The 20,699-nt window shown below is 69.6% G+C and carries 17 protein-coding genes; 10 read left to right on the plus strand and 7 right to left on the minus strand.

Features of this window, described 5'->3' with window-relative positions:
• Positions 1 to 52 precede the first annotated feature (52 nt).
• Entirely contained in the window at positions 53 to 1,243 is a 1,191-nt protein-coding gene (locus C5E06_RS11630) for a phosphotransferase (protein ID WP_104298563.1), read from the plus strand.
• Here the strand turns inward: C5E06_RS11630 and C5E06_RS11635 are convergent.
• Both C5E06_RS11635 and C5E06_RS11640 read right to left on the minus strand, forming a co-directional pair.
• A complete protein-coding gene (locus C5E06_RS11635; RefSeq protein ID WP_104306945.1) occupies positions 1,218 to 4,520 on the minus strand; it encodes an ATP-dependent DNA helicase in 3,303 nt (1,100 codons plus the stop codon). The genes C5E06_RS11630 and C5E06_RS11635 overlap by 26 nt on opposite strands.
• Positions 4,517 to 7,873 (minus strand): UrvD/REP family ATP-dependent DNA helicase, encoded by a 3,357-nt coding sequence (locus C5E06_RS11640; RefSeq protein WP_104306946.1) that lies wholly within the window; start codon positions 7,871 to 7,873, stop codon positions 4,517 to 4,519. Before C5E06_RS11640 ends, C5E06_RS11635 begins: the two co-directional genes overlap by 4 nt.
• A gap of 165 nt (positions 7,874 to 8,038) precedes the next feature.
• Between C5E06_RS11640 and C5E06_RS11645 the strand changes: the two genes are divergently transcribed.
• Positions 8,039 to 8,263, plus strand: coding sequence for a DUF3107 domain-containing protein (locus C5E06_RS11645; protein ID WP_104241588.1), 225 nt, complete (start codon positions 8,039 to 8,041; stop codon positions 8,261 to 8,263).
• Positions 8,264 to 8,271: 8 nt separating this feature from the next.
• Complete coding sequence (locus C5E06_RS11650; protein WP_146080979.1) at positions 8,272 to 8,595, plus strand: hypothetical protein; 324 nt, start codon at positions 8,272 to 8,274, stop codon at positions 8,593 to 8,595.
• A gap of 138 nt (positions 8,596 to 8,733) precedes the next feature.
• Here the strand turns inward: C5E06_RS11650 and C5E06_RS11655 are convergent, their stop codons facing one another.
• The gene (locus tag C5E06_RS11655; protein WP_104241590.1) at positions 8,734 to 9,465 is read right to left on the minus strand and encodes a ferritin-like fold-containing protein; all 732 of its coding nucleotides are present in this window, start codon (positions 9,463 to 9,465) and stop codon (positions 8,734 to 8,736) included.
• 199 nt (positions 9,466 to 9,664) lie between these two features.
• On the opposite strand from C5E06_RS11655, the gene C5E06_RS11660 reads away from it, so the two are divergent.
• Positions 9,665 to 11,176 (plus strand): DEAD/DEAH box helicase, encoded by a 1,512-nt coding sequence (locus tag C5E06_RS11660; RefSeq protein WP_104306948.1) that lies wholly within the window; start codon positions 9,665 to 9,667, stop codon positions 11,174 to 11,176.
• Positions 11,177 to 11,282: 106 nt separating this feature from the next.
• Here C5E06_RS11660 and C5E06_RS11665 read toward each other — a convergent pair whose 3' ends face one another.
• A complete protein-coding gene (locus tag C5E06_RS11665; RefSeq protein WP_104306949.1) occupies positions 11,283 to 12,152 on the minus strand; it encodes a PHP domain-containing protein in 870 nt (289 codons plus the stop codon).
• 86 nt (positions 12,153 to 12,238) lie between these two features.
• On the opposite strand from C5E06_RS11665, the gene C5E06_RS11670 reads away from it, so the two are divergent.
• Entirely contained in the window at positions 12,239 to 13,294 is a 1,056-nt protein-coding gene (locus tag C5E06_RS11670) for an endonuclease/exonuclease/phosphatase family protein (RefSeq protein WP_104307279.1), read from the plus strand.
• A gap of 67 nt (positions 13,295 to 13,361) precedes the next feature.
• Positions 13,362 to 14,942 carry an aminopeptidase P family protein gene (locus C5E06_RS11675; protein WP_374953234.1) on the plus strand — a complete coding sequence of 527 codons (1,581 nt, stop codon included), beginning with the start codon at positions 13,362 to 13,364 and terminating at the stop codon, positions 14,940 to 14,942.
• 21 nt (positions 14,943 to 14,963) lie between these two features.
• On the opposite strand, the gene C5E06_RS11680 is transcribed toward C5E06_RS11675, so the two are convergent.
• Positions 14,964 to 15,737 (minus strand): general stress protein, encoded by a 774-nt coding sequence (locus C5E06_RS11680; protein ID WP_146081376.1) that lies wholly within the window; start codon positions 15,735 to 15,737, stop codon positions 14,964 to 14,966.
• Between the two features lie 96 nt (positions 15,738 to 15,833).
• Here C5E06_RS11680 and C5E06_RS11685 point away from each other — a divergent pair, with 96 nt between their 5' ends.
• From C5E06_RS11685 to C5E06_RS11695, 3 genes are read left to right on the plus strand one after another with little or no spacing between them, the layout of a single operon-like run.
• On the plus strand, positions 15,834 to 17,174 hold the full coding sequence (locus C5E06_RS11685; RefSeq protein WP_104307281.1) for a magnesium transporter MgtE N-terminal domain-containing protein: 1,341 nt from the start codon (positions 15,834 to 15,836) through the stop codon (positions 17,172 to 17,174).
• Positions 17,161 to 17,838, plus strand: coding sequence for a DUF1003 domain-containing protein (locus C5E06_RS11690; RefSeq protein ID WP_104306951.1), 678 nt, complete (start codon positions 17,161 to 17,163; stop codon positions 17,836 to 17,838). Before C5E06_RS11685 ends, C5E06_RS11690 begins: the two co-directional genes overlap by 14 nt.
• Before the next feature lie 5 nt (positions 17,839 to 17,843).
• The gene (locus C5E06_RS11695) at positions 17,844 to 18,968 is read left to right on the plus strand and encodes an Mrp/NBP35 family ATP-binding protein (RefSeq protein ID WP_104307282.1); all 1,125 of its coding nucleotides are present in this window, start codon (positions 17,844 to 17,846) and stop codon (positions 18,966 to 18,968) included.
• Between the two features lie 65 nt (positions 18,969 to 19,033).
• Here C5E06_RS11695 and C5E06_RS11700 read toward each other — a convergent pair whose 3' ends face one another.
• The gene (locus tag C5E06_RS11700; protein ID WP_374953235.1) at positions 19,034 to 19,453 is read right to left on the minus strand and encodes a Sec-independent protein translocase TatB; all 420 of its coding nucleotides are present in this window, start codon (positions 19,451 to 19,453) and stop codon (positions 19,034 to 19,036) included.
• A 135-nt stretch (positions 19,454 to 19,588) separates the two neighbouring features.
• On the opposite strand from C5E06_RS11700, the gene C5E06_RS11705 reads away from it, so the two are divergent.
• Complete coding sequence (locus C5E06_RS11705) at positions 19,589 to 20,218, plus strand: O-methyltransferase (protein WP_104298557.1); 630 nt, start codon at positions 19,589 to 19,591, stop codon at positions 20,216 to 20,218.
• 101 nt (positions 20,219 to 20,319) lie between these two features.
• Here C5E06_RS11705 and C5E06_RS11710 read toward each other — a convergent pair whose 3' ends face one another.
• Positions 20,320 to 20,490: a DUF3117 domain-containing protein gene (locus C5E06_RS11710; protein ID WP_082775374.1), complete on the minus strand. Its 171-nt coding sequence runs from the start codon at positions 20,488 to 20,490 to the stop codon at positions 20,320 to 20,322.
• Positions 20,491 to 20,699 lie beyond the last annotated feature (209 nt).

A 20,699-nucleotide genomic window follows, 5' to 3' on the forward strand; every position in this document is an offset into this window, starting at 1 on the left:
CGTGCGGGCGTGGCACTCACTCAGGCTTCGCCGTGCCTCCTAACCTGGAGCCATGGCTGAGCTCTCGCTGGAACTCGCGGCACTTGCAGTGGCCGCTGTACCCGACCTCGATGTGGCTGCGGCCCTCGAGCACACGTTCGGGGCGCACGGTGACTTCGACGCCGCCCTGCTGACCCTCGCCGACGGCGAGACCGTCATCGCGCGCCGCCCGACCTCGTCGGCTGCGGCACAGGAGCAGCTCGCCGACGTCCGTGCGCTCGCCGTGCTGACGCCTGGGATGCGCAGCAGGCTCCCCTTCCAGGTCTCGGAAGTCCTCGGTCACCTCGCCGAGAAGCGCGAGCGCGTCGCGGTCTACACGTACCTTCGAGGCATTCCGGCCGACCGCGAGCCCCTCGAGCCCGGGACGCTGTTCCTCGTGAGCCTCGGGCGCGCCATCGCGTCCGTCCATTCCCTCCCCAAGGGGCCAGTCGAGGCTGCAGGGATGCCGACGCTCACCGCCTCGGAGGCCAGGCAGGCCGCCGCCCAGACGATCGCGCGAGCGAAGGAGACCGGGCGTCTGCCCGTCACCCTCGATCGCCGCTGGAGCGCGGCCATCGACGACGATTCGCTCTGGCAGTTCCAGCCGACGGTCATCCACGGGGCGCTCGGCCTGTCCTCGATCATCACCGACGGCAACCAGGTGAGGGGGGTGCTCGGCTGGAGCGACCTCCGCGTCGGTGACCCCGCTCGAGACCTGCACTGGATCTCGTCGCTGGACGGGGCGATCGCGAGGGGCATCCTCGACGAGTACACGGACGAGGCGCCGGGAACGGTGGACCGGCAGCTGCGGCAGCGGGCCCTCCTCTACGCGGAGCTGGAGCTCGCTCGCTGGCTGCTGCACGGGGTCGAGGCCGGTGACGCGGACATCATCTCGGACGCCGAGGGGATGCTCGACTCGCTCGTCGACCGCATCCACCGGGCCCCCGCGCAGCCGCTGGTGCACGAGACGCTGCCCGTGCTCGACATCGCCGAGGTGCAGGAGCTGCTCAAGGAAGCCGCCGGAAGGCGTCCGGCTCATCAGCCCGACGCGCACGACACCGGGAGCGGCGTGCTCCCCGGTCTGGTGCACGAGTCGCCGTCCGGTGCCCCCTCGGGCGTGCATCCGGATGACAGTCCGGACGTCGACGTGGATCACGCCGCCGAGGATGACCTCGACGACGACACCCCGCCGAACGACTTCATGCGGACGGACTCGCTGCGCTGAGGGCTGCCTCGGCTTCCGCCAGCAGCCGTTCGAGCTCTGCTCGCCCGGTGACCTCAGGGACTCGGATCTCCTCGCCCTCTCGGACGTAGACGAGCACGGCGTCGATGCGCTCGGGCGGCACCCCCGTGTGCTCGGAGTAGGCCAGCGTGTAGAGCGCGAGCTGCAGCTGGCGCTCCCAGCGTGCGCTGTCGCCGCTCGGAACCCTGCCCGTCTTCCAGTCGACGACCTCGATGCGTCCCTCGTGTTCGAAGACCGCGTCGATCTTGCAGACGACGGTCCGATCGCCGAGTCGGAACTCGATCGTCTGCTCCACGAGGACGGGGGTCCGGTGCGGCCATGGGGTCTCGAGGAACGCCTCCTGCAGGCGCTCGAGCTCAGCGAAGTCGGCGTTCGAGGCGTCGGCGAGGCTGTTCAGCGCGCCGTCTTCCGTGCCGAAGATCTCCGCCATGCCGAGGAGGTCTCCTCCCGCGTTGGGGGCGGCGTAGTGGGCCTCGACCCAGGCGTGGAACATGGTGCCGATGCGGGTCTGCCTGAAGGGCTTCTGCGGCATCGGCCGGCGCAGCTGAGCCGCGATCTCCGCGGGGTCGGTGACGAGGTCCTTGAACTTCGACGCGGCGAAGCGCGCAGGGAGCTCGACGCTCATCACGGTGCTGCGCTCGGCGCGTTCGCGGAGCAGCAGCTCGATGCGCCTCGCGAGCGCTCCGCCTGGTGCGGCCTGGGTGTCCCGGGCGTGGGCGACGGCCTGTGCGAGCTCGGTCACCCGCTCGTGACGCTCCGGGCTGAAGGGGGCATGGGGCCAGGCGACGCTGTCGGCGGCGAGTGATGCCGGCGCCTCGTCGAGGGTGTTCTCCGGTGGGGTGTCGATGATGCCGGCTTCAGCCAGCTCGTCGACGAACACCGAGACCTTGCGGGCGGTCTTGTGGATGGCGCTCCAGTACGAGCCGGCGATGAGCAGCTCGTGCCGGGCGCGGGTGTAGGCGACGTAGGCGAGTCGGCGTTCCTCGTCGTCGTTGCGCTCCTTGATGCGCTCCTTGAGGTCGACCATCAGGTCGGCGAGTTCCTTCTGCGTCTCAGCGTCTCGCCACGGGAGCTCCGGACGGTCGTGCGCGTCGAGGAGGAGCTCGTAGGGGATGACGCCGCGTCGGATCCAGCCGAGCCCGTCTATCGAGGTGCTCGGCATCTCTCCCTCCACGCTGCGGGGAACCGCGACGAAGTCCCATTCGAGCCCCTTGGAGCCGTGGATGCTCAGCAGCTGGACCACGCCGGGCTCGGCCTGCTCCTGCACCGGCGCGAGCGAGTCGTCGCCTGCGGCGATCTCCACCCAGTCGAGGAACGCGCCGAGGTCGGCATCCGGTTCGGCGGAGGAGAATGCAGCCGCCGCTTCGGCGAAGGCGTCGAGGTTGCCGACTCTTGCGATGTTGCCGGGGTTCGCGGTGACCTCGAGATCGAGGCCCATGAGCGCGATCGTGGCGTCGACGAAGCTCGTGATGGGGAGTCCTGAGTTCCGGCGGAGCTCGGCGATCAGCTCGCTGACGGCAGGGATGCGCTGTCGGGCGCCGGGGCTGAGACCGGCCAGCCAGGTGTCGGGCTCGGTTCGGCGATCTTCCGAGGCGATCCGGGACGCGAGGAAGTCGAGGGCCTCCTGCAGGGGCACCTCGTCGTCGCCCGTCGCGAGGTCGCGTTTGCTTGCCCGCACCTCGTCAGCCAGAGACGCCATGGTGACGTCGCGGTTGGCGAGGCTGCGCGAGACGTCGTGGATCGCCTGGACGTCGGCGAGGCCGAACTGGAATCTCGCGCCGACGAGCAGGCGGATGAGCTCGTTGCCTGCGGTTGAGTCGTGCGCGACGCGCATGGCGCAGCGGAGGTCGACGACCTCCGGGGCCGAGAGCAGCCCGCCGAGACCGATGACCCGGTTGGGCACGCCCGCGCGCGTCAGCGCTGCGGAGAAGAGCGGGAGGAGCTTCCGCGCGCGCAGGAGCACGGCGCCGGACGGCGGTCTGGCGTCGCCGTGGGTGTCGCCGTCGACGACGATCCGCTCTCGCATCCAGGTCGCGACGGCGGCCGCCTCGTCGTCGAGCGTCTCGGGGAAGGCAAGCGAGACCCGCCCCTCGCCTGCCCCTGGCCGGGTGCCGAGCTGCGTGACACCGGGGTCGTTGGCCTCCGGCAGCCGTGCGGCGACCTGGTTCGCCGAGTCGAGGATCCTGGCGTCGTTGCGCCAGGAGATCGAGAGCTGGAACGTGGGTTCCTCATCGGGCGGCACGATACGAGACCTGAAGTCGCCATGGAATCGACGCATGTTGCCCGGGCTGGCTCCACGCCAGCCGTAGATGGACTGCTTGGGGTCGCCGACGGCGAGCACGGGGTGGTCGCCGAAGATCGTGCCGAGCAGACGCGTCTGGCCGACGCTCGTGTCCTGGTACTCGTCGAGGATGACGAAGCGGTGCCTGGCCCGCAGCTCCTCGACGACGGCCGGCGTGCTCGAGCAGATCTCTGCCGCGAAGGTGACCTGGTCGGAGAACTCGATGAGCCCCCGCTTGCGCTTCTCGAGCTGGTAGCGCTCAGCCAGCCCGACGAAGATCGGCAGCTCATCCAGGGTCGCCACGGCGTCGACCACCGGCTTCAACGGCGTGTTCGCCGTGCCCCGACCGGGGAGCTCGGCAACCCTCCGGAATTCCTCGACGAAGGACTCGCAGGCCGCGGCAGAGAGCTGGTTGTCGCGCATCGCACGTGCGACGCCGAGAGCGAGGGTCGTGATGGCTCCGAGCTGCAGGTCGAGCGAGCTGAGCCTGGTGTCGTCGCTTGCCAGCACGACACTGCGCATGAGCGCGAAGGCGGTCATCTCGTCGACGATGCGGGCATCCGGCTCCTGCCCGATGAGCAGCGCGTTCTCGGAGAACACCCGGTTGGCGAACGAGTTGTAGGTCGAGACCTCCGGGGACGCGAACTCGTCTCCTCCGACGAGCCCCTCGCTGCGGAGCCGGGCGAGGGCGAGCTGCACGCGTTCGCGGAGTTCTCCTGCGGCCTTCCGAGTGAACGTGAGGCCGAGGATCTCGGTGGGATGCACGCCCTGCGCAGCGACGAGCCAGACGATGCGCTGCACCATGGTCTGCGTCTTGCCGCTTCCGGCACCTGCCATGACGAGGCTCGGAACCGGGGGCGCCTCGATGACGAGACGCTGCTCGGGCGTCGGCTCGAGCATGCGGGACGGATCGTTGTCGGCGAGCGCCAACGCGATGTCGCCGTGCGTGACGGCTCCCATGGGCCAGGTGTGCGTCATTCGGTGACCTCCGATGCGGCGTGCAGCGCGCACGCTCGTCCGCCACCGAACGAGCCGAGGCAGTGCGACTCGAGGTGGGCCTGGTAGTGGGCGTCTGCGAGCTCATCCGAGCTGGAGCCGGACCCGAGGGGCTCCGGGATGCCGATCATGCCGAGGGCGACCGAGCGGACTCGTTCGAAGAACTCGGCAGTGGCCTCGTCGTCGAACGGCTGCTGCGTGCGTTCGCTCCACTCGAGCTTCTTCGTGGGCTTCGCCAGGAAGACGAGCTTGGCCTCGTGCACCGGTGCCGCCGGAATCTGCGTTCCACGGTCGCTGCGCGGAGGGAGTTCGACGGCTTGGACAGGACGCTCGACGGGGTCGCTCACGGCGCCCGAGGTGAGCGCGATCTGGTACGCGGCGAGCTGCGCGTTGGACGACATGGAGTCGTTCGACGGCATGGATCTGCCGGTCTTGAAGTCGACGACGTCGACCGAGCCAGCCGCCGTGCTCTCGATGCGGTCGATCTTGCCGCGCAGGGTGATCTTGGCGGTGTCCTCGCCTTCGACCCGGACTTCGACGGAGAAGGCTCGCTCGGCGCCGAGGAGCGTCCCTCCCCCGAGCGAGACCCGGTGCAGGTAGGCGGAGAGGTTCCGCACGAGCTCGTCGACCTTGGCTCGAACCGCGGTCTCCTGCCAGGGGGCGTCGAAATCGCTCGACCGCAGCCTCGCCTGCGCGAATGCTGTGCGCGCTTCGAGGTCTGGGAACTCGAATTCGGCCGCAGCGTGCACGATGTTGCCGACGTTCATGCTCTCGCTTGTGCTCCCACCCCCGTGGGAGCTGACGAACCAGTTGACGCCGCAGTCCTCGAAGCTCTCGATATTGGATGGAGAGACGGGGATGTTCGCCTCTGGGTCGCTCGGGTCGTGCAGTGGCTTGCCCGTGGTGGACCCCGCGAGGCCGTACCACTCGGAGGGCGCCGCGCCGGGCACCCCCTCCTGCGCGAGCGTTGCGAGGCCAGCGGCCGCTGACCGGTCGACGCCTTCCAGCATCGCTGTGCGACGCAGCTCCCCCACGATCGCGCGGAGCGTCAGCGCGCCCTCGGCGGCGGTCTCGGCTGCCGCGGGGATTACTGGCCAGGTGCGGGGTGTGAGCAGGAAGAACGGGGAGGGCGCGCTGTCCTCGCTCTCCTCGGCCGTCAGGAGGAGCCACTCGGAGGACCTGGAGACGGCCTGCGCGAACATCCGTCGCTCGTCGTGCAGCACCTCGAGTCGACGGTCGACGAGGTCGCGGGTCGTGTCGATGCCCCGTTCGAGCTCCGCGAGCTGTCCGGCGCCGAGGAGTGAATCGCGAAGACGGAGGTTGGGCCAGACGCCGTCGGAGAGGCCTGCGACGACGACGACCCTGAACTCCCGCCCGAGCACAGCTGCCGGCGTGGTGACGGTCACCGTGCCACCGTGCGTGCGGCTCGCCAGCGAGTCCGCCGTGACCTCGCTTCCCGTCCACTGCTCGAGGAAGTCGCGGATGCTGGCGTCAGGCTGCCGCTCCACGAATCTCTTGCCGACGTCGAAGAGCGTGACGAGTGCATCGAGGTGCGCGCTGAGCTGCTCGGCGCGGGGCCCGGAGCCGAGCGCCAGCTCGCGCCAGGGCTTGGCGAGGCCGAGACGCTCCCACACGGCGAAGAGCACCTCGTCGGCTGCGATGCTGCGCTGCTGCCCGTTCGCGGCCGCGATCTCACCTGACACCGCGCGCAGGAGGGCCCCCAGCTGCTGGAGGGCGCGCGTGGCGCTTCGGCCGGTTGCAGAACCGCCAGTCGCGAGTAGGCGCTCGAACGTCGCGGAGGCGGGGGCATCCGGGTCGGTCAGGAGGCGCAGCCCTGCGACGCGGGATACGGCTTCGACGAGGAGGTCGTCGGCCGGCCGGTTCCCACCGGCGGCGATCTCGTCGAGGCGCAGTGCGCGCCGGACCCGCCGCAGCTGCACGGGGTCGATCGCGAAGACCGGCGAGGCGGCGAGCTCCGAGATCGCCTCCGCAGTGAGCTCCTGAGCACCGCTGGCGATGGCGGCGAGTCGGACGACAGCCTGCACGGCGCGGTCGCTTGCCGCAGGGAGCGCCTGAGAGGAACTCGTGGGCACCTCGAGCTTCGCGAGCTGACGACGAAGCGACTCGATGCTCCCGCCTCGACGCGTGATGACGGCCATCTCGTCCCACGGCACGCCGTGCAGCAGGTGCAGTTCACGGAGGTAGTCGGCGATGCCCCGGCACTCGGCAGCGGACGATGGGGCCGAGAGACGAGCCACCGCCGGAGGGGCGGACTCCGGCGGCCCGCCGACTCGGGGTGTCTCGGCTGCCCGGTGCCGCAGCTCCCGCTGCACGCCGATGCCCTCGGTGACCCCCCGCACGAATGCACGGAGCTCGGCGCCGCCACGGTGGGCCGTGCCGAGTACGAGCCTCAGCGGCTCTTCGAGCGAGCCGCGTGTCTCTCCCCGCCAGTCGGCAGCCAGTTCGGGACGCGAACCGCGGAACCCTCCCGTGGTGATGTCGGGGTCGCCGAAGGCGACGACGCGCACCCCGCGCAGCGCAAAGGCGGCAAGCAGCCGCCTTCCCGACTCGGTGAACTCCTGGACGTCGTCGACGAGGAGCAGCTTGAGCTCGGAGAAGGCGTCGAGCCGCTCAGCCGCGTGGACGATGCTGACGGCCTCGAGCACGATGCCAGGCGTGTCGAACGCATTCGGCTTCGCCTGCGCGATGCTCTCGCGGAATTGGCGGGCCAAGGCCGATGCTCCCGACCACACGGGTCTCAGGTGCGCGAGTTCCTCGAGTCGCTCGGGGGTCACGTCGTACTCGGACATCGCCGCCAGGAGGTCGCGGACCTCTGCTCGGAAGCCGCGGAGGCCGATGGTCTCGACGCTGACGGGCGGCGCCCACTCGATGGGTGCCGCGTGCAGCTGCTCGTGGCCGGTCGCGGAACGCGCCTCGAGATCGCTCTGGATGAGCTCCGCGAGGATCGTGTCCTCATCGGCCCCCGTGAAGAGCTGCGGCGCCTGCAGGCCCTGCCTGGCGCGGTCCGCGCGCACGATCTCGAACGCGACGGACTCGGGCGTGCGCGCCATCGCCCCGGGAGTGCTGACCGAGAGCCGTTCGCCGATGACCTCCCGGAGCCGCGCGGCACTGCGGCGATCTGGCGTCAGCGCGAGCACCTCGGCGGTGGAGAGCCCGTCCGAGAGAACTCGCTTCGCGAGCAGTTCGACGAGGGTCGTCGTCTTGCCGGAGCCCGGCGCGCCGACGACGCTGACATGCGAGCGCATCGAGGCCTCGAGCACAGCCCGCTGTGCGGCGTCGAGGGGCACGGCGTCGAATGCGGCGCTTGAAGTCATGCAGTCACGGTATCTCGGGCCACCGACATCGACGGTTGCGCACGGGATGTCACGGCGCGATGGGCGCGCTGTTGCGCCCACGGCGAAAGGCGCCGTCAATGTGCGCGCGCCAGGCAGGCTGCCGGTAGCCTTGCCAGACACCCGTTCGCATTCGAAAGGCGCCAAGTGGAAGTTCGCATCGGCATCAAGCACGCCCCACGAGAGCTCTCGTTCGAGACCGACCTCACCAAGGATGACTTCGAGCGCATCATCGAAGAGGCAGTCGCGAAGGACGCAGCGATCGTGAAGCTGCACGACTCGAAGTCACGCTCGTACCTCGTCTCCACCCAGAGCATCCTCTACGTGGAGCTCTCGGGCGACCAGGCCCGTCGCGTCGGCTTCATCGCCTAGCCTCGGCCATGGAACTCATGTTCGCGGGCCTCGCGGGGATCCTCCTCGGCATCGCCGTGCAGTTCGCGGCACCGCACCGATCGACGCGCGGCCCCGTGCTGCTCCCGGCGCTCGGCGGCATCGTCGCCCTCGTCGTCTGGCAGGCGCTGACGTGGCTCCAGGCCTCCGCCCCGTGGCTCGCCTACGACGGCGGCTGGATCTGGGTCATCACCCTCGCGGTCGCGGCGATCGCCACGGTGTCCGTCGGGTGGTCGCTCAGCAGCCGTCGCCAGCATGACGACGACGATCTCCTGCACCGGCTGAGCCACCTCGGCCGCGCGCAGAGCGCCTAGCCACGCGAGCGCACTCGGCTCGAACACCCCGAAGGCCCCCGCCACTCGGAACGCTCATCGGAGCGGTCGAGGACGGGGGCCTTCGTCGTGGGCTGCGGGCGCGGCGATACCGCCGCGCGCTTCCTGGATCGCGAGCTCCTAGGCCGCGAGCCCGAGCGTGTTCATGCGGCGCGAGTGGCCGGCGTAGAGCACCGAGGCCAGCTTCTCGAGCTGCGCTTCCCCGTCTGGGATCAAGGCGTCTCCGCTCGAGCCGAGGGGAACGTCGAGCGCGAGCCGGATCGCGAGCACCGTGTCTCCGACGATGCGCCGTCCCCACATCGCCAGGCGGTCGCCGAGACCGTCCTCGAAGTGGATCGCTGCGTCGATGACGGGAACCAGCTGGTCGCGCTCCTCGTCGGTGAGGAACACCGGCGCAAGCGCCGCCCGGTAGCTCTCGCCGCCGTACTCGGCGACCTCTCCGAAGAAGTCGCGGAAGAAGCCGGACGAGAGATGGCAGCTGAGGAGCCGCTGCGCCCAGTCGTGGCCGAGGACACGCTCTGGATAGCCGGCGAAGTGCGTGGCCGCATCGCCGATGCGCGCGATCGCGTCGGGAGCCGCGGCGGCTTCCGCCCCGCCCAGCAGGGCCCTGTGGCGTTCGAGCGCCGCGTTCGCCGCAGCGCCGATGTGCTGCTTGTTGGCAAGGGCGGGGGCTTCATTCACGATGGCAGAAAGCTCTTGGAAGAGGAGCAGCTCGAGGTAGGCCGCGCGAGCCACGAGCACGTCGGCGGGAACCAGCAGGTCGCCGAGCGACGTCGCTGGCCTCGGCGCGGATGCTGGGGCTGCGTCGTCCTGGGATCGGTCTCCGCCGCGCCTTCCGAATACTGGCTTCACACGCTCATCCTATGTGCCAGAGAAGTTCCCTTCGTCGCAGGTCCGTGCAGACCGTTTCCGGGCGAACAACGGATGCGCGGGCGTGCTGAGGACCGAATTCAAGGTATTCGCTAGACTGTGGCGATGCCGCGACCGCGGCCGTTCGGCGCCCTTCGACTTCCCGGGCGCATCCCACAATTGCAGACAGGGCGTTTCACTCGTGAAGTTCTCCGACCTTTCCATCGATGCCGACATCGTCTCGGCGCTCGAGGGACACGGCATCACCGAGCCGTTCCCCATTCAGGAGCAGACGATTCCTCTCGCGCTCAGCGGGCAGGACATCATCGGCCAGGCCAAGACGGGCACTGGCAAGACCTTCGGCTTCGGCCTCCCGCTCATCCAGCGACTCGGCCTCGACCCGGCTCACGGCGTCCAGGCGCTTGTCGTCGTGCCAACGCGCGAACTCGCCGTCCAGGTCTACGAAGACCTGCAGATCGCCGTCACCGGGCGCAGCACCACCGTCGTCCCGATCTACGGCGGCAAGGCCTACGAGGGCCAGATCGAGCAGCTCAAGGCCGGCGCTCAGATCGTCGTCGGCACGCCTGGCCGCCTCCTCGACCTCGCGCAGCAGCGCATGCTCAACCTCTCCAACGTGCGTGAGATGGTGCTCGACGAGGCCGACAAGATGCTCGACCTCGGCTTCCTCTCCGACATCGAGCGCCTCTTCGCGCAGACGCCGGCGACCCGCCACACCATGCTCTTCTCGGCGACGATGCCCGGCCCGATCGTCGCGCTGGCCCGTCGCTTCATGACGAAGCCGATCCACATCCGCGCGACTGACCCGGATGAGGGCATCACGCAGGCGAACATCGAGCACGTCATCTACCGCGCTCACCCGCTCGACAAGGACGAGATGATCGCCCGCATCCTGCAGGCCGAGGGTCGCGGCAAGACCGTCATCTTCACGCGCACCAAGCGCGCAGCTGCGAAGCTCATGGAGGAGCTCACCGACCGTGGGTTCAAGGCGGCAGCCGTGCACGGCGACCTCAACCAGGAGCAGCGCGAGCGTGCCATGGCCGCGTTCAAGGCCGGCAAGAAGGACGTGCTCATCGCGACCGACGTCGCGGCCCGCGGCATCGATGTCGACGATGTCTCGCACGTCATCAACCACACCATCCCGGAAGACGAGAAGGCCTACCTCCACCGAGTCGGCCGCACGGGGCGCGCCGGCAACACGGGCATCGCCGTGACCTTCATCGACTGGGACGACCTGCACAAGTGGGCGCTCATCTCGAAGGCACTCGAGCTCGGTGCAGAGGAGCCCGTCGAGACGTACTCGTCCTCGCCGCACTTCTACGCCGACATGCGCATCCCCGAGGGCACGAAGGGACGCATCGCTGCGCCGAAGCGCGAGGTGCAGTCGCCCGGCAGCCGTCACACCGGAGAACGCGGCGGAGAACGCAGCGGAGAACGCGGCGGAGAACGCAGCGACCGTGGCTCCAGCTCACGAGGCTCCGCCGATCGTCCGGCTCGCTCGCGCTCGCGTCGCCGCAGCGACGACGCAGCTGCGGCTCCGGCCGAGACCGCGCCGCGCACGGAGTCGACGGCCGCCGGCGAGCAGCCTGCTGGCGAGGCCGGGGCAGAGCGTCCGGCTCGGCGCCGTCGCCGCCGTCGTGGCGGGTCCGGCAGCGAGTCCGGCGCCCCGCGCCAGGGGTCCCAGGCCAGCGAGTAGCGTTCGAGGCACGAACCGCGCAAACGGCGCCGAGCATCCGCTCGGCGCCGTTTGCCGTCTCGCACGGAGGGTCGTCGTGTCCGGCCGGCGGAAGGCGAGTCGGCGGCTACAGCCCCGCGCCGCGCACGGGTTCACTCCCCGTGGCCTGCTCGATGATGCGCCGCAGCTGCCCGAGCTCGGTCGTGTTCTCTCCGAGCCGGTTGGGCTTTCCGGTCCCGTGGTAGTCGCTGGATCCGGTGATGATCAGATCGTGCCGCTCGGCGACCTCGAGGAGGATCGCTCTGCTGGCTGCGTCGTTCTCGCGGTGCCCGACCTCGAGGCCGCCGAGGCCCGCCTCGATCAGGCCCTCGAGGGTCTCCGTGTCCATGCCGCGCCTCCCCCTCGATCCCGGGTGCGCGAGGACGGGTACGCCGCCCGCACGGCGAATGAGCTTGACCGCGTCGAAGGGGCTCGGGGCGTAGTGCGCCACGTAGTAGCCGCCGCGCCAGTGGAGGATCGTCTCGAAGGCGGCGACTCGGCTCTCGACGAGGCCCTTCGCGACCAGCGCGTCGGCGATATGCGGCCGACCCACCGTCGCGCCAGGCTCCGTGACGGCGAGGACGTCGTCCCAGCTGAGGTCGTGGTCACCGCCGATCATCTGCACCATGCGCTCGGCTCGCGAGACACGCGACTCGCGGACCTGCTGCATCTCGGCGAGCATGACCTCGTCTGCGGGATCGATGAGGTAGCCGAGCACGTGCACGCTGGCGTGGTTGAGCTGCGAGGAGAACTCGATGCCCGGGATGAAGGTGATGCCCACGTCGAGCGCGGCGGCCCGGGCCTGTGCCCAGCCTGCCGTCGTGTCGTGGTCGGTGAGCGCGACTGCCTCGAGGCCGGCTCTCGCCGCCTGCCGGATGACCTCCCCTGGCGCCTCGGTCCCGTCGGAGACCACCGAGTGGGTGTGGAGGTCGATGCCTGGCTTGTCGAAGGTGGTCATGCTCCGATCAAAGCACAGGGCTCGGATGGGCAATCGCCATGCGCCTCCCAGCCTCCCCTGTCGACGCAGACTACGCTGGGGCGGTCATGCCGAGTACCTCACCACCACGCAGAAGATCCTCGATCGCCGGTTACCGGGCGGCGGGGCTCGTCCTCGGGCTCATCGCGCTCGCGGCGGCGGTCGTGCTCGGCTGGCCCCAGCTCCTGGACCTGCAGCGGTCGCCGCTTGTGGCCCAGGCGATCTCCTTCAGGCTTCCCGTGGCGATCGGCGCGACGGCGATCATGCTGCTGCTCCTCATCCCGGTCCTGGCTTCCCGCAAGGCACGTGCGGTGCTCGGGATGACGACCCTCGTCATCGCGATCTTCGTCGCGTCGACGGCGGCGGTGCTCGTCGACCGGGGTCTCGGCTCCCCCGTCGCGGGGAGCGATTCGCCGGGGAGCATCAACATCCTCAGCTGGAACACCCGCGGCGATGCGCCCGGATCTCCTTCGATCGCCGAGCTGGCCGTCGAGGTCGGCGCCGATGTCGTGGTGCTGCCCGAGACGACGGAGGAGCTCGGCGTGGAGATCGCGGCCCAGATGTCCGAGGCGGGTTCCCCGATGTGGGTGCACACGCACACGGTCGACGAGGACTACAAGGCGACCTCCACGACGCTGCTCATCTCCCCTGACCTCGGCGACTACGAGGTCGTGACCGATCGGGGCGACACGAGCACGCTGCCGACCGTCATCGCGGTGCCCGTGGATGGCGACGGGCCGACGATCATCGCGGCGCATCCGGTCTCCCCGACTCCCGGCAACATGAACGCGTGGAACGCCGACCTCGAGTGGCTCGCCCAGCAGTGCTCGAGCAACACGATCATGGCGGGCGACTTCAACTCGACCCTCGATCACCTCTCCGGCCTCGGGGTCGACGATTCGAGCCAGCTCGGTGCCTGCGCTGACGCAGCGCTCGCGACCGGCAATGGGTCCGTCGGCACGTGGACGGCAGGTGTGCCGCCGCTGCTGGGCGCGAACATCGACCGCGTCATGGCGACGAGCGAGTGGAGCGTCACGGGCTTCGAGGTCCTGCTCTCCCGTGACACGGCGGGCAGCGACCACCGTCCCGTCTTCGCGCAGCTGACCCCCTCCTCCTCGGGCTGAGCCTGTCTGCTCTCGTGGTTCGGTCCTGCTGACCGCGCCACCCAGTTTTCCGCGCGAGAATGTGGGGGTGACTACTTCCGACCGCGCCAGCACACTGTCCGCCGCAGCCTCCCCCGCCGTCGCTCCAGCGACCGATGAGGCTGCCGAGACCGCAGAAGGCGTCAAGCCCGGCGAAGCGCCAGCGAACGAGAACGAGAACCGCAGCACGACTCCGAAGAGCGACGCCTTCCGCGCGCAGATCATGCGCGGCTGGGCAGACCGAGACGAGCCCCTTCCGGAGGCTCGGGTCTCCGTCCCGACTGCCGCCGGCCACCGCGAGGCGATCTCGGCCCGGCACCGCGGGGCGCGACTCGTCGTGCCTGCGGGAAGCCTCAAGCAGCGCTCCAATGACACCGACTACCGCTTCCGCGCTCACTCGGCCTTCTCGCAGCTGACCGGATGGGGTTCCGACGCGGAGCCCGGGGCCGTCCTGGTCCTCGATCCGGTCGACGACGGGCACGAGGCCACGGTCTACTTCCGGGAGCGTGCCGGCCGCGACAGCGATGAGTTCTACGCGAACTCCGAGATCGGCGAGTTCTGGATCGGGCCGCGCCCGTCGCTCGCGCAGACCGCAGCCGACCTCGACGTAGCTGCCCGCGATCTCAGCGAGTTCTCCGAGCTCGGCCTCGTGACGGACGCCCGCACCCTGGTGCTTCGCGAGGCGGACCCGGACCTGACAGGGCGCGTCGACGAGGCTCGGCGCACCATGTCGCTGCCCGACGCCGAGTTCGACGCCCTGCTCGCGGAGGACGCGCTCCTGGCTCAGGACCTCAGCGAGCTGCGGCTCGTCAAGGACTCCTACGAGGTCGCCCAGATGCGAGAGGCCGTCGCCGCGACCGCTGCCGGCTTCGACGACATCGTCGGCTCCCTGGCGAGGGCGGCTCAGCACCCGCGTGGCGAGCGCATCGTCGAAGGCGTCTTCCAGGCGAGAGCCCGCCTCGAGGGCAACGACGTGGGCTACGACACGATCGCCGCCTGTGGCAGCCACGCGTGCATCCTGCACTGGACGAAGAACTCGGGAGCCGTGAACGCGGGCGAGCTGATCCTGGTGGATGCGGGAGTCGAGGTCGACTCGCTCTTCACCGCGGACATCACGCGCACGATCCCCGTCGCTGGCCGCTTCTCCGAAGAGCAGCGCCTGGTCTACGAGATCGTGCTCGAGGCCGCTGACGCGGCGCTGGCGATCGTCCGCCCTGGCATCACCTTCCGCACCATCCACGACACCGCGATGGAGGTCATCGCGGCGCGGACGCAGGAGCTCGGGATGCCGCTGGGCGTCGAGGGCATCGACCCCGCTGAGCAGCTCTACCGCCGCTACATGGTGCACGGCACGAGCCACCACCTCGGCATCGACGTGCACGACTGCGCGAAGGCGCGGCGCGAGCTCTACCTGGACGGCGTGCTCGAGGCCGGCATGGTGTTCACGATCGAACCGGGACTCTACCTGCAGCCCGACGACCTGACGGTGCCCGAGCAGCTCAGGGGCATCGGCGTGCGCATCGAGGACGACATCCTCGTGACCGCCGACGGAGCGGAGAACCTCTCGCGCGGCATCCCGCGCACCGTCGACGAGGTCGAGGCCTGGTTCGCGAGTCGCAACTCCGACTAGCTCAGGTCCGGGCCGCCCGGTTCAGGACTGCGCGCTCGGACCGGAGCGGTCTTCCGCGGCCTGCTTGGCTCGCCGCTCGCGCTCGAGGCGACGCATCTCCGCCTGCGCCTCCGAGTAGGTGCGACGGGGTGCCGCCGGCTCCTGCGTCTCGGGAGTCGGTGCATCCTGACCGGCCGGTGCCGGCTCTGCACCGGGAGTGTGCGCGGCGGCGGGGGCCTGCTGAGATGCCCCCGGGGCGAGCGGCGCTGGACGCGCAGCAGAGGCGGGCTCACCTGGTGCCTGCTGGGCTGGCGTCACGCCGACTGCCCCCTGCGGCGTTCCAACGAGGCCACGCGCCTTCGCCGCGTGCTCACGGGGAACGACGACGTCGAAGTGGGTCGCGACGACCTGCATGACCGACGTGAACTGCCTGCGCTGCGGGTTGAGCGCGTAGCCGATGACGCTCCAGATCACGGAGAAGCCGATCGCGACCGGGAGGATCGCGATGAGCGTCTCGAAGCCGACCCCCGGCGTGATGATGAGCACGAGGAGCCCGACGAAGAGGCCGAGCATCACGCCCGTGCCGACGGCGCCGAGCGCGGCCTTGCCGAACGACATGCGGCCCGTGACGCGTTCGACGGTGCGCAGGTGGCTGCCCAGGATGGAGACGGTCGAGACCGGGAAGTCCTGCTTCGCGAGACCGTCCACGACGGCGCGGGCAGCCTCGTAGCTGTCGAGGCTGGCGATCACGTCTCCCTCGGGAACCTTGGGGAACCGGCTGCGGGCGCCACGTGTCGTCGTGCCTGGGGTTGTCATGCCGTCATTCTCTCAGGACGTGCCTTGGAATGGCGGCGGACCGGACACATGTTCGCTGTTGGCTGGCGAGCCGCCCGCGGCGACTACCATTGGCCCGTGAGCGTCTCCAAGGTCTTTACAGCGCGTCTTTCCGCGTGCCCCGTCTTCGACGAAGACGGCGACCGGATCGGCAAGGTCCGCGATGTCATCGTCGAGTACCGCGCGGCACATTCTCCGCGCGTCAACGGGCTCGTCGTCGAGACGAAGGGCAAGCGCCTGATCTTCATCCCCATCCGCCAGGTGGAGTCGATCGGGTCCGGTCAGATCGTCGTGAGCGGCGAGATCGACTCCCGGCCCTTCGTGCAGCACGGGCAGGAGGTGCGTGTCCTCGCGGACCTCGCCGACCGCGCCGTCACGTTCAACGACGGCACGGCATCCGGGACCATCGAGGACGTGCAGATCGAGGAGGACGCGCAGGGGAACTGGAGCGTCGGCCAGCTCTTCGTGCGCCTGCCCCGCAAGAGCAAGCAGCTGTTCGGGACGGGTCCGACCCGTTTCGCGCCATGGGGAGAGGTCACTCCTGAGCTCACGATCGGCGAGCAGCAGGCGGCGACGCAGTTCCTCACCGCCCACTCCGACATGAAGCCGAGCGACTTCGCCACCGCGCTCCTCGACCTGCCGGATGCACGCCTCAAGGAGGTCGTCAGCATGCTGCCAGACGAGCGGCTCGCGGACGTGCTCGAGGAGATGCGCGAGTCCGACCAGGTCACGATCATCGAGTGGCTCGACGAGGAGCACGCGGCCGACGTGCTCGACCGCATGCAGCCAGACGACGCCGCCGACCTCGTCGCGAAGCTCGACGCGGTCAAGAGCGAGGCGCTCCTGCAGCGCATGGACCCGGAGGAGGCCGAAGAGGTTCGCATGCTCCTCGAGTTCGCCCCCGACACCGCTGGCGGGCTGATGACGACGGACCCGGTCATCCTGCCCGGCGACGCGACGGTCGCCGAGGCGCTGGTGCTCATCCGCCGCAAAGACCTCCCCGCGGCACTCGCGACGAGCGTCTTCGTGACCCTCTCCCCCTACGAGCCGCCAACGGGCCGTTACCTGGGCCTCGTCCACTTCCAACGGCTCCTCAGATATCCCCCGCACGAGCGACTCGACACGATCCTGGACCGCGAGATGGAACCTGCTCCCACGACGATGCGCGACGCCGAGGTGGCGCGTGTCCTCGCGAGCTACGACCTCGTCGCGCTTCCCGTCATCGACGACGCGCACCGCCTCGTCGGCGTCGTGACGATCGACGACGTCCTCGACCACCTCCTGCCGGAGGACTGGCGTCAGGTCGACGCCGAGGGCGAGGTCGTCCCCAGTCGCGTCTCGCAGCGCGTCGGCACCAAGCGTGTCGTCACCGCCCCCGCCAACTCTCCAGCCGCCCGGAGGACTCATGGCACGTCGTGAAGACGGTCTCGAGCGCCCCAAGGTGAAGGGCCTCCATCTCCGACGCCCTCGGCCGAAGCCGCGGCGGGACTCCCGAGACTCGCGCGATTCGCGCGGGGATGACTCGGAGAAACGCGACCACGACCGGAGCGACGCATTCGGCCGGGGGATGGAGGCGTTCGCGCGTGCCATGGGCACGCCGGCCTTCCTCGTTGGCCTCTCGCTCTTCGTCGTGTTCTGGGTGGTGTGGAACTCGATGGCCCCCATCGAGCTGCGCTTCGACTCCGCTGACCTCGGCTTCATCGCCTTGACCCTCATGCTGTCGCTGCAGGCCTCCTACGCTGCCCCCATGCTGCTGCTCGCGCAGAACCGGCAGGACGACCGCGACCGAGTGCAGATCGCCCAGGACCGGCAGCGGGCGGAGCGCAACTCCGCCGACCTCGAGTACCTGGCGCGCGAGATCGTGGCCCTCCGAGTGCTCACGAAGGACCTGGCGTCGAAGGACTTCATCCGTGCCGAGCTGCGTGCCCTGCTGGAGGACATCGAGGACCTCGACGACCCAGACGAAGAGGGCTCCGAGACCATCTCGCGCGAGCAGCAGCGGGTGAGCGACTCGGCGAGGCGCCGCGCCGAGGCGATCCGAGACAGGAAGCGCGCAGCCAAGTCGGCAGAAGAGTCGGTGTGAGCGACGTGACGACCGCCGACGGCATCTGGAGCGCGCTCGCTGGCGTCAACGACCCCGAGCTTCGCAGACCGGTCACCGAGCTCGGGATGATCGAGCGCGTCGACGAGCGCCCAGACGGGTCCTTCGAGGTCGAGCTGCGGCTCACGATCGTCGGGTGCCCGGCGGCGCGTCAGATCGAGCGGGAGGTGCGCTCCGCGATCGAGTCGGTCGTCGACGACACCGGATACGATCTCGAGATCGGCGTCATGACGCGCGAGCAGCGGACGGCCCTCACCGAACGGCTGCGGGGCTCCCGCGCTGGCCGCGTGCATCCCTTCGGTCGCGACTCGCTGACGCGCGTCATCGCCGTCACGAGCGGCAAGGGGGGCGTCGGCAAGTCCACGGTCACCGCGAACCTCGCCGCCGCCTTCGCACGGCGCGGACTCAACGTCGGCCTCATCGACGCCGACGTCCACGGCTACTCCATCCCCGGCCTCTTCGGGCTGGGGCACGACGTGGCACCGACGCGGATCGGGGACATGATCGTGCCCCCTGAGTCGCACGGCGTGAAGCTCATCTCGATCGGCATGTTCCTCGGCGACGATGCTCAGGTCGTCGCGTGGCGCGGCCCGATGCTGCATCGAACGATCGAGCAGTTCCTCACCGACGTCTACTTCGGGGATCTCGACGTGCTGCTGCTCGACCTGCCGCCTGGTACCGGCGACATCGCGATCTCGCTCGGCCAGCTCCTCCCGAGCGCCGAGGTCCTCGTCGTCACGACTCCGCAGGCGGCTGCCGCCGACGTCGCCTGGCGCTCCGGGGCGCTGGCCAGGAAGACCGGGCAGCGGGTCGTCGGCGTCATCGAGACGATGTCGCCGTTCGCCTCGCCGGACGGGGGCCGGGTCGCGCTCTTCGGCGAAGGCGGAGGGCTGGCCGTCGCAGAGCGCCTCAGCGCGGAGGGCGACGCGGTCGCCTTGCTCGCCGAGGTGCCGGTGAGCCAGACGCTCCGCGAGTCTGGCGACGCCGGCACTCCCCTGCTGCGGGCCGAACCGACGGAACCTGCAGGCGAGGCGCTCCAGCGCGCGGCGGACGCCCTGCTCGCTCAGCCTCGCGGACTCAGCGGTCGAAGGCTCCCAGTCTCGCTCGTCTAGGCTCCCGAGCTCGTCCGTCTCCTGGTCGAGTGGCCGGTGCCTCGGCGTCTCGGATGGGACTCAGATCAGGTGGCTTCGGCGTCGAACGGCACGGGACCGACGATCGATGCGGACGGCTGTGCGCTCGAAGCCCAGCTCGGTCGCGAGGCGCTCCCCGGCGCGGCGGCGGCCGCGGCTGCTCCGGCTGCGAGAGTCGCGGCGCTCGCAGCGGCAGACGCAGAAGCGCCATTCACGGGGGAAGGCTGAGGCGCAGCAGGCTCATCCTCGGCGAGAAGCGCGTCGCGGATGATGCGGCGAGGGTCGTACTGGCGAGGATCGAGCTTGCGCCAGTCGACATCGGCGAAATCGTCGCCCATCTCCTCTTTCATGCGCGACTTCGCGTTCGTGGACGCGCCACGAAGCCACTTGACCGCATCAGCGAGACGCTCGGCAGCTTTCGGGAGCTTGTCGGGACCGATGATGAAGGCCGCGATAATGCCGATCAACAGCAACTTCTCAAACGTCAGCCCAAACACCGTCCCATCATAGGGTCTGCGATGCGCCGACACCTCACCCCGGGAGCCCAGAACCCGGATGCGGGAATCGGACTCCGGGACCTCGCCCGCCGCTAGTCTTGAAGAATGTCTGAACTGGAGCTCAGCTCGCGCTACATCAACGAGCGAATCGTGGACGATGCCCTCGTCCGGGATGCTCGTCAGCTGACGCTCGAGCTGGGACTGCCGCTCCCCTCTGCCGCAACCGCGGCTCACCTGACGTTCCTCGCGGCCGCGACGGGAGCCGCCACGATCATCGAGATCGGGACCGGCGCGGGGGTGCTCACGCACGCGGTCTGGCGCGGGGCGCCGAGCTCGACGATCACCTGCATCGACGCCGAGCCCGAGTACCTCGGGCACGCGCGGCGTCTGCTGATCTCGGCGGGGGCGCGTGGCGCGAGCCTCCGCTTCATCACGGGTCACCCACAGGACGTGCTGCCTCGGATGACCGAGGGCGGCTACGACCTGGTCGTCATCGGAGGCGACATCGCGCACATCGGCGCGCATCTGCAGCATGGGCTGCGCCTCATCCGCCCCGGCGGCACGATCGTCGCCCTCGGTGCGCTCAACGGCGGGAAGGTCGCTTCACCGGCCCGACGCGACGCGCTGACGAGTGGCCTGCGCGCCCTCTACTCCGAGTTCGATCTCCAGGAGGATCTGCGCCTGGCTCTGCTGCCGCTCGACGGTGGCATCCTCCAGCTCACGAAGCTGCGCTGAGCGCGGCACGCTGCACGCCAAGGCGCTGGATTCAGACACGAGGAACGAAGAAGAAGGGCGCCGACCATGGTGGTCGACGCCCTTCTCTCCGTGCGAATCGGCTATTCGCCGACGACTGCGCTCAGCGCGTCGCGAAGCTCGCGGGCCTCGTCGTCGTTGACGGACACCACGAGGCGCCCGCCACCCTCTAGGGGTACACGAACGATGATCAGCCGTGTTTCGCGGATGGCTTCCATAGGTCCGTCACCAGTACGCGGTTTCATCGCGGCCATAATTGCGCCTCCAAGATTTGTGCAGTGTCTCCCTAGTATCCCAAATTCGCGGACCGAGTGTGCATTCGGCCCTCCGGAATGCGCAAAGTCGTGGATCAAATTCGGTCCGACTTGCGAGGAAACGGCGAGGGGAACGGCCAGAACCGAGGTGTAGCGTCGAATTTCGTTGGCGTCGATGGCGCCTTCTGTCCTGGCCAGATGATCGAAAG

The organism is Pseudoclavibacter sp. RFBI5, assembly GCF_002931395.1.
Classification (GTDB): domain Bacteria; phylum Actinomycetota; class Actinomycetes; order Actinomycetales; family Microbacteriaceae; genus Pseudoclavibacter.

Coding starts and splice junctions, on each gene's coding strand:
- C5E06_RS11680 (WP_146081376.1), bottom strand. CDS start 15,737: ATGACAACCCCAGGCACGACGACACGTGGCGCCCGCAGCCGGTTCCCC.
- C5E06_RS11705 (WP_104298557.1), top strand. CDS start 19,589: ATGTCTGAACTGGAGCTCAGCTCGCGCTACATCAACGAGCGAATCGTG.
- C5E06_RS11710 (WP_082775374.1), bottom strand. CDS start 20,490: ATGGCCGCGATGAAACCGCGTACTGGTGACGGACCTATGGAAGCCATC.
- C5E06_RS11630 (WP_104298563.1), top strand. CDS start 53: ATGGCTGAGCTCTCGCTGGAACTCGCGGCACTTGCAGTGGCCGCTGTA.
- C5E06_RS11635 (WP_104306945.1), bottom strand. CDS start 4,520: ATGACGCACACCTGGCCCATGGGAGCCGTCACGCACGGCGACATCGCG.
- C5E06_RS11665 (WP_104306949.1), bottom strand. CDS start 12,152: ATGACCACCTTCGACAAGCCAGGCATCGACCTCCACACCCACTCGGTG.
- C5E06_RS11640 (WP_104306946.1), bottom strand. CDS start 7,873: ATGACTTCAAGCGCCGCATTCGACGCCGTGCCCCTCGACGCCGCACAG.
- C5E06_RS11670 (WP_104307279.1), top strand. CDS start 12,239: ATGCCGAGTACCTCACCACCACGCAGAAGATCCTCGATCGCCGGTTAC.
- C5E06_RS11650 (WP_146080979.1), top strand. CDS start 8,272: ATGGAACTCATGTTCGCGGGCCTCGCGGGGATCCTCCTCGGCATCGCC.
- C5E06_RS11690 (WP_104306951.1), top strand. CDS start 17,161: ATGGCACGTCGTGAAGACGGTCTCGAGCGCCCCAAGGTGAAGGGCCTC.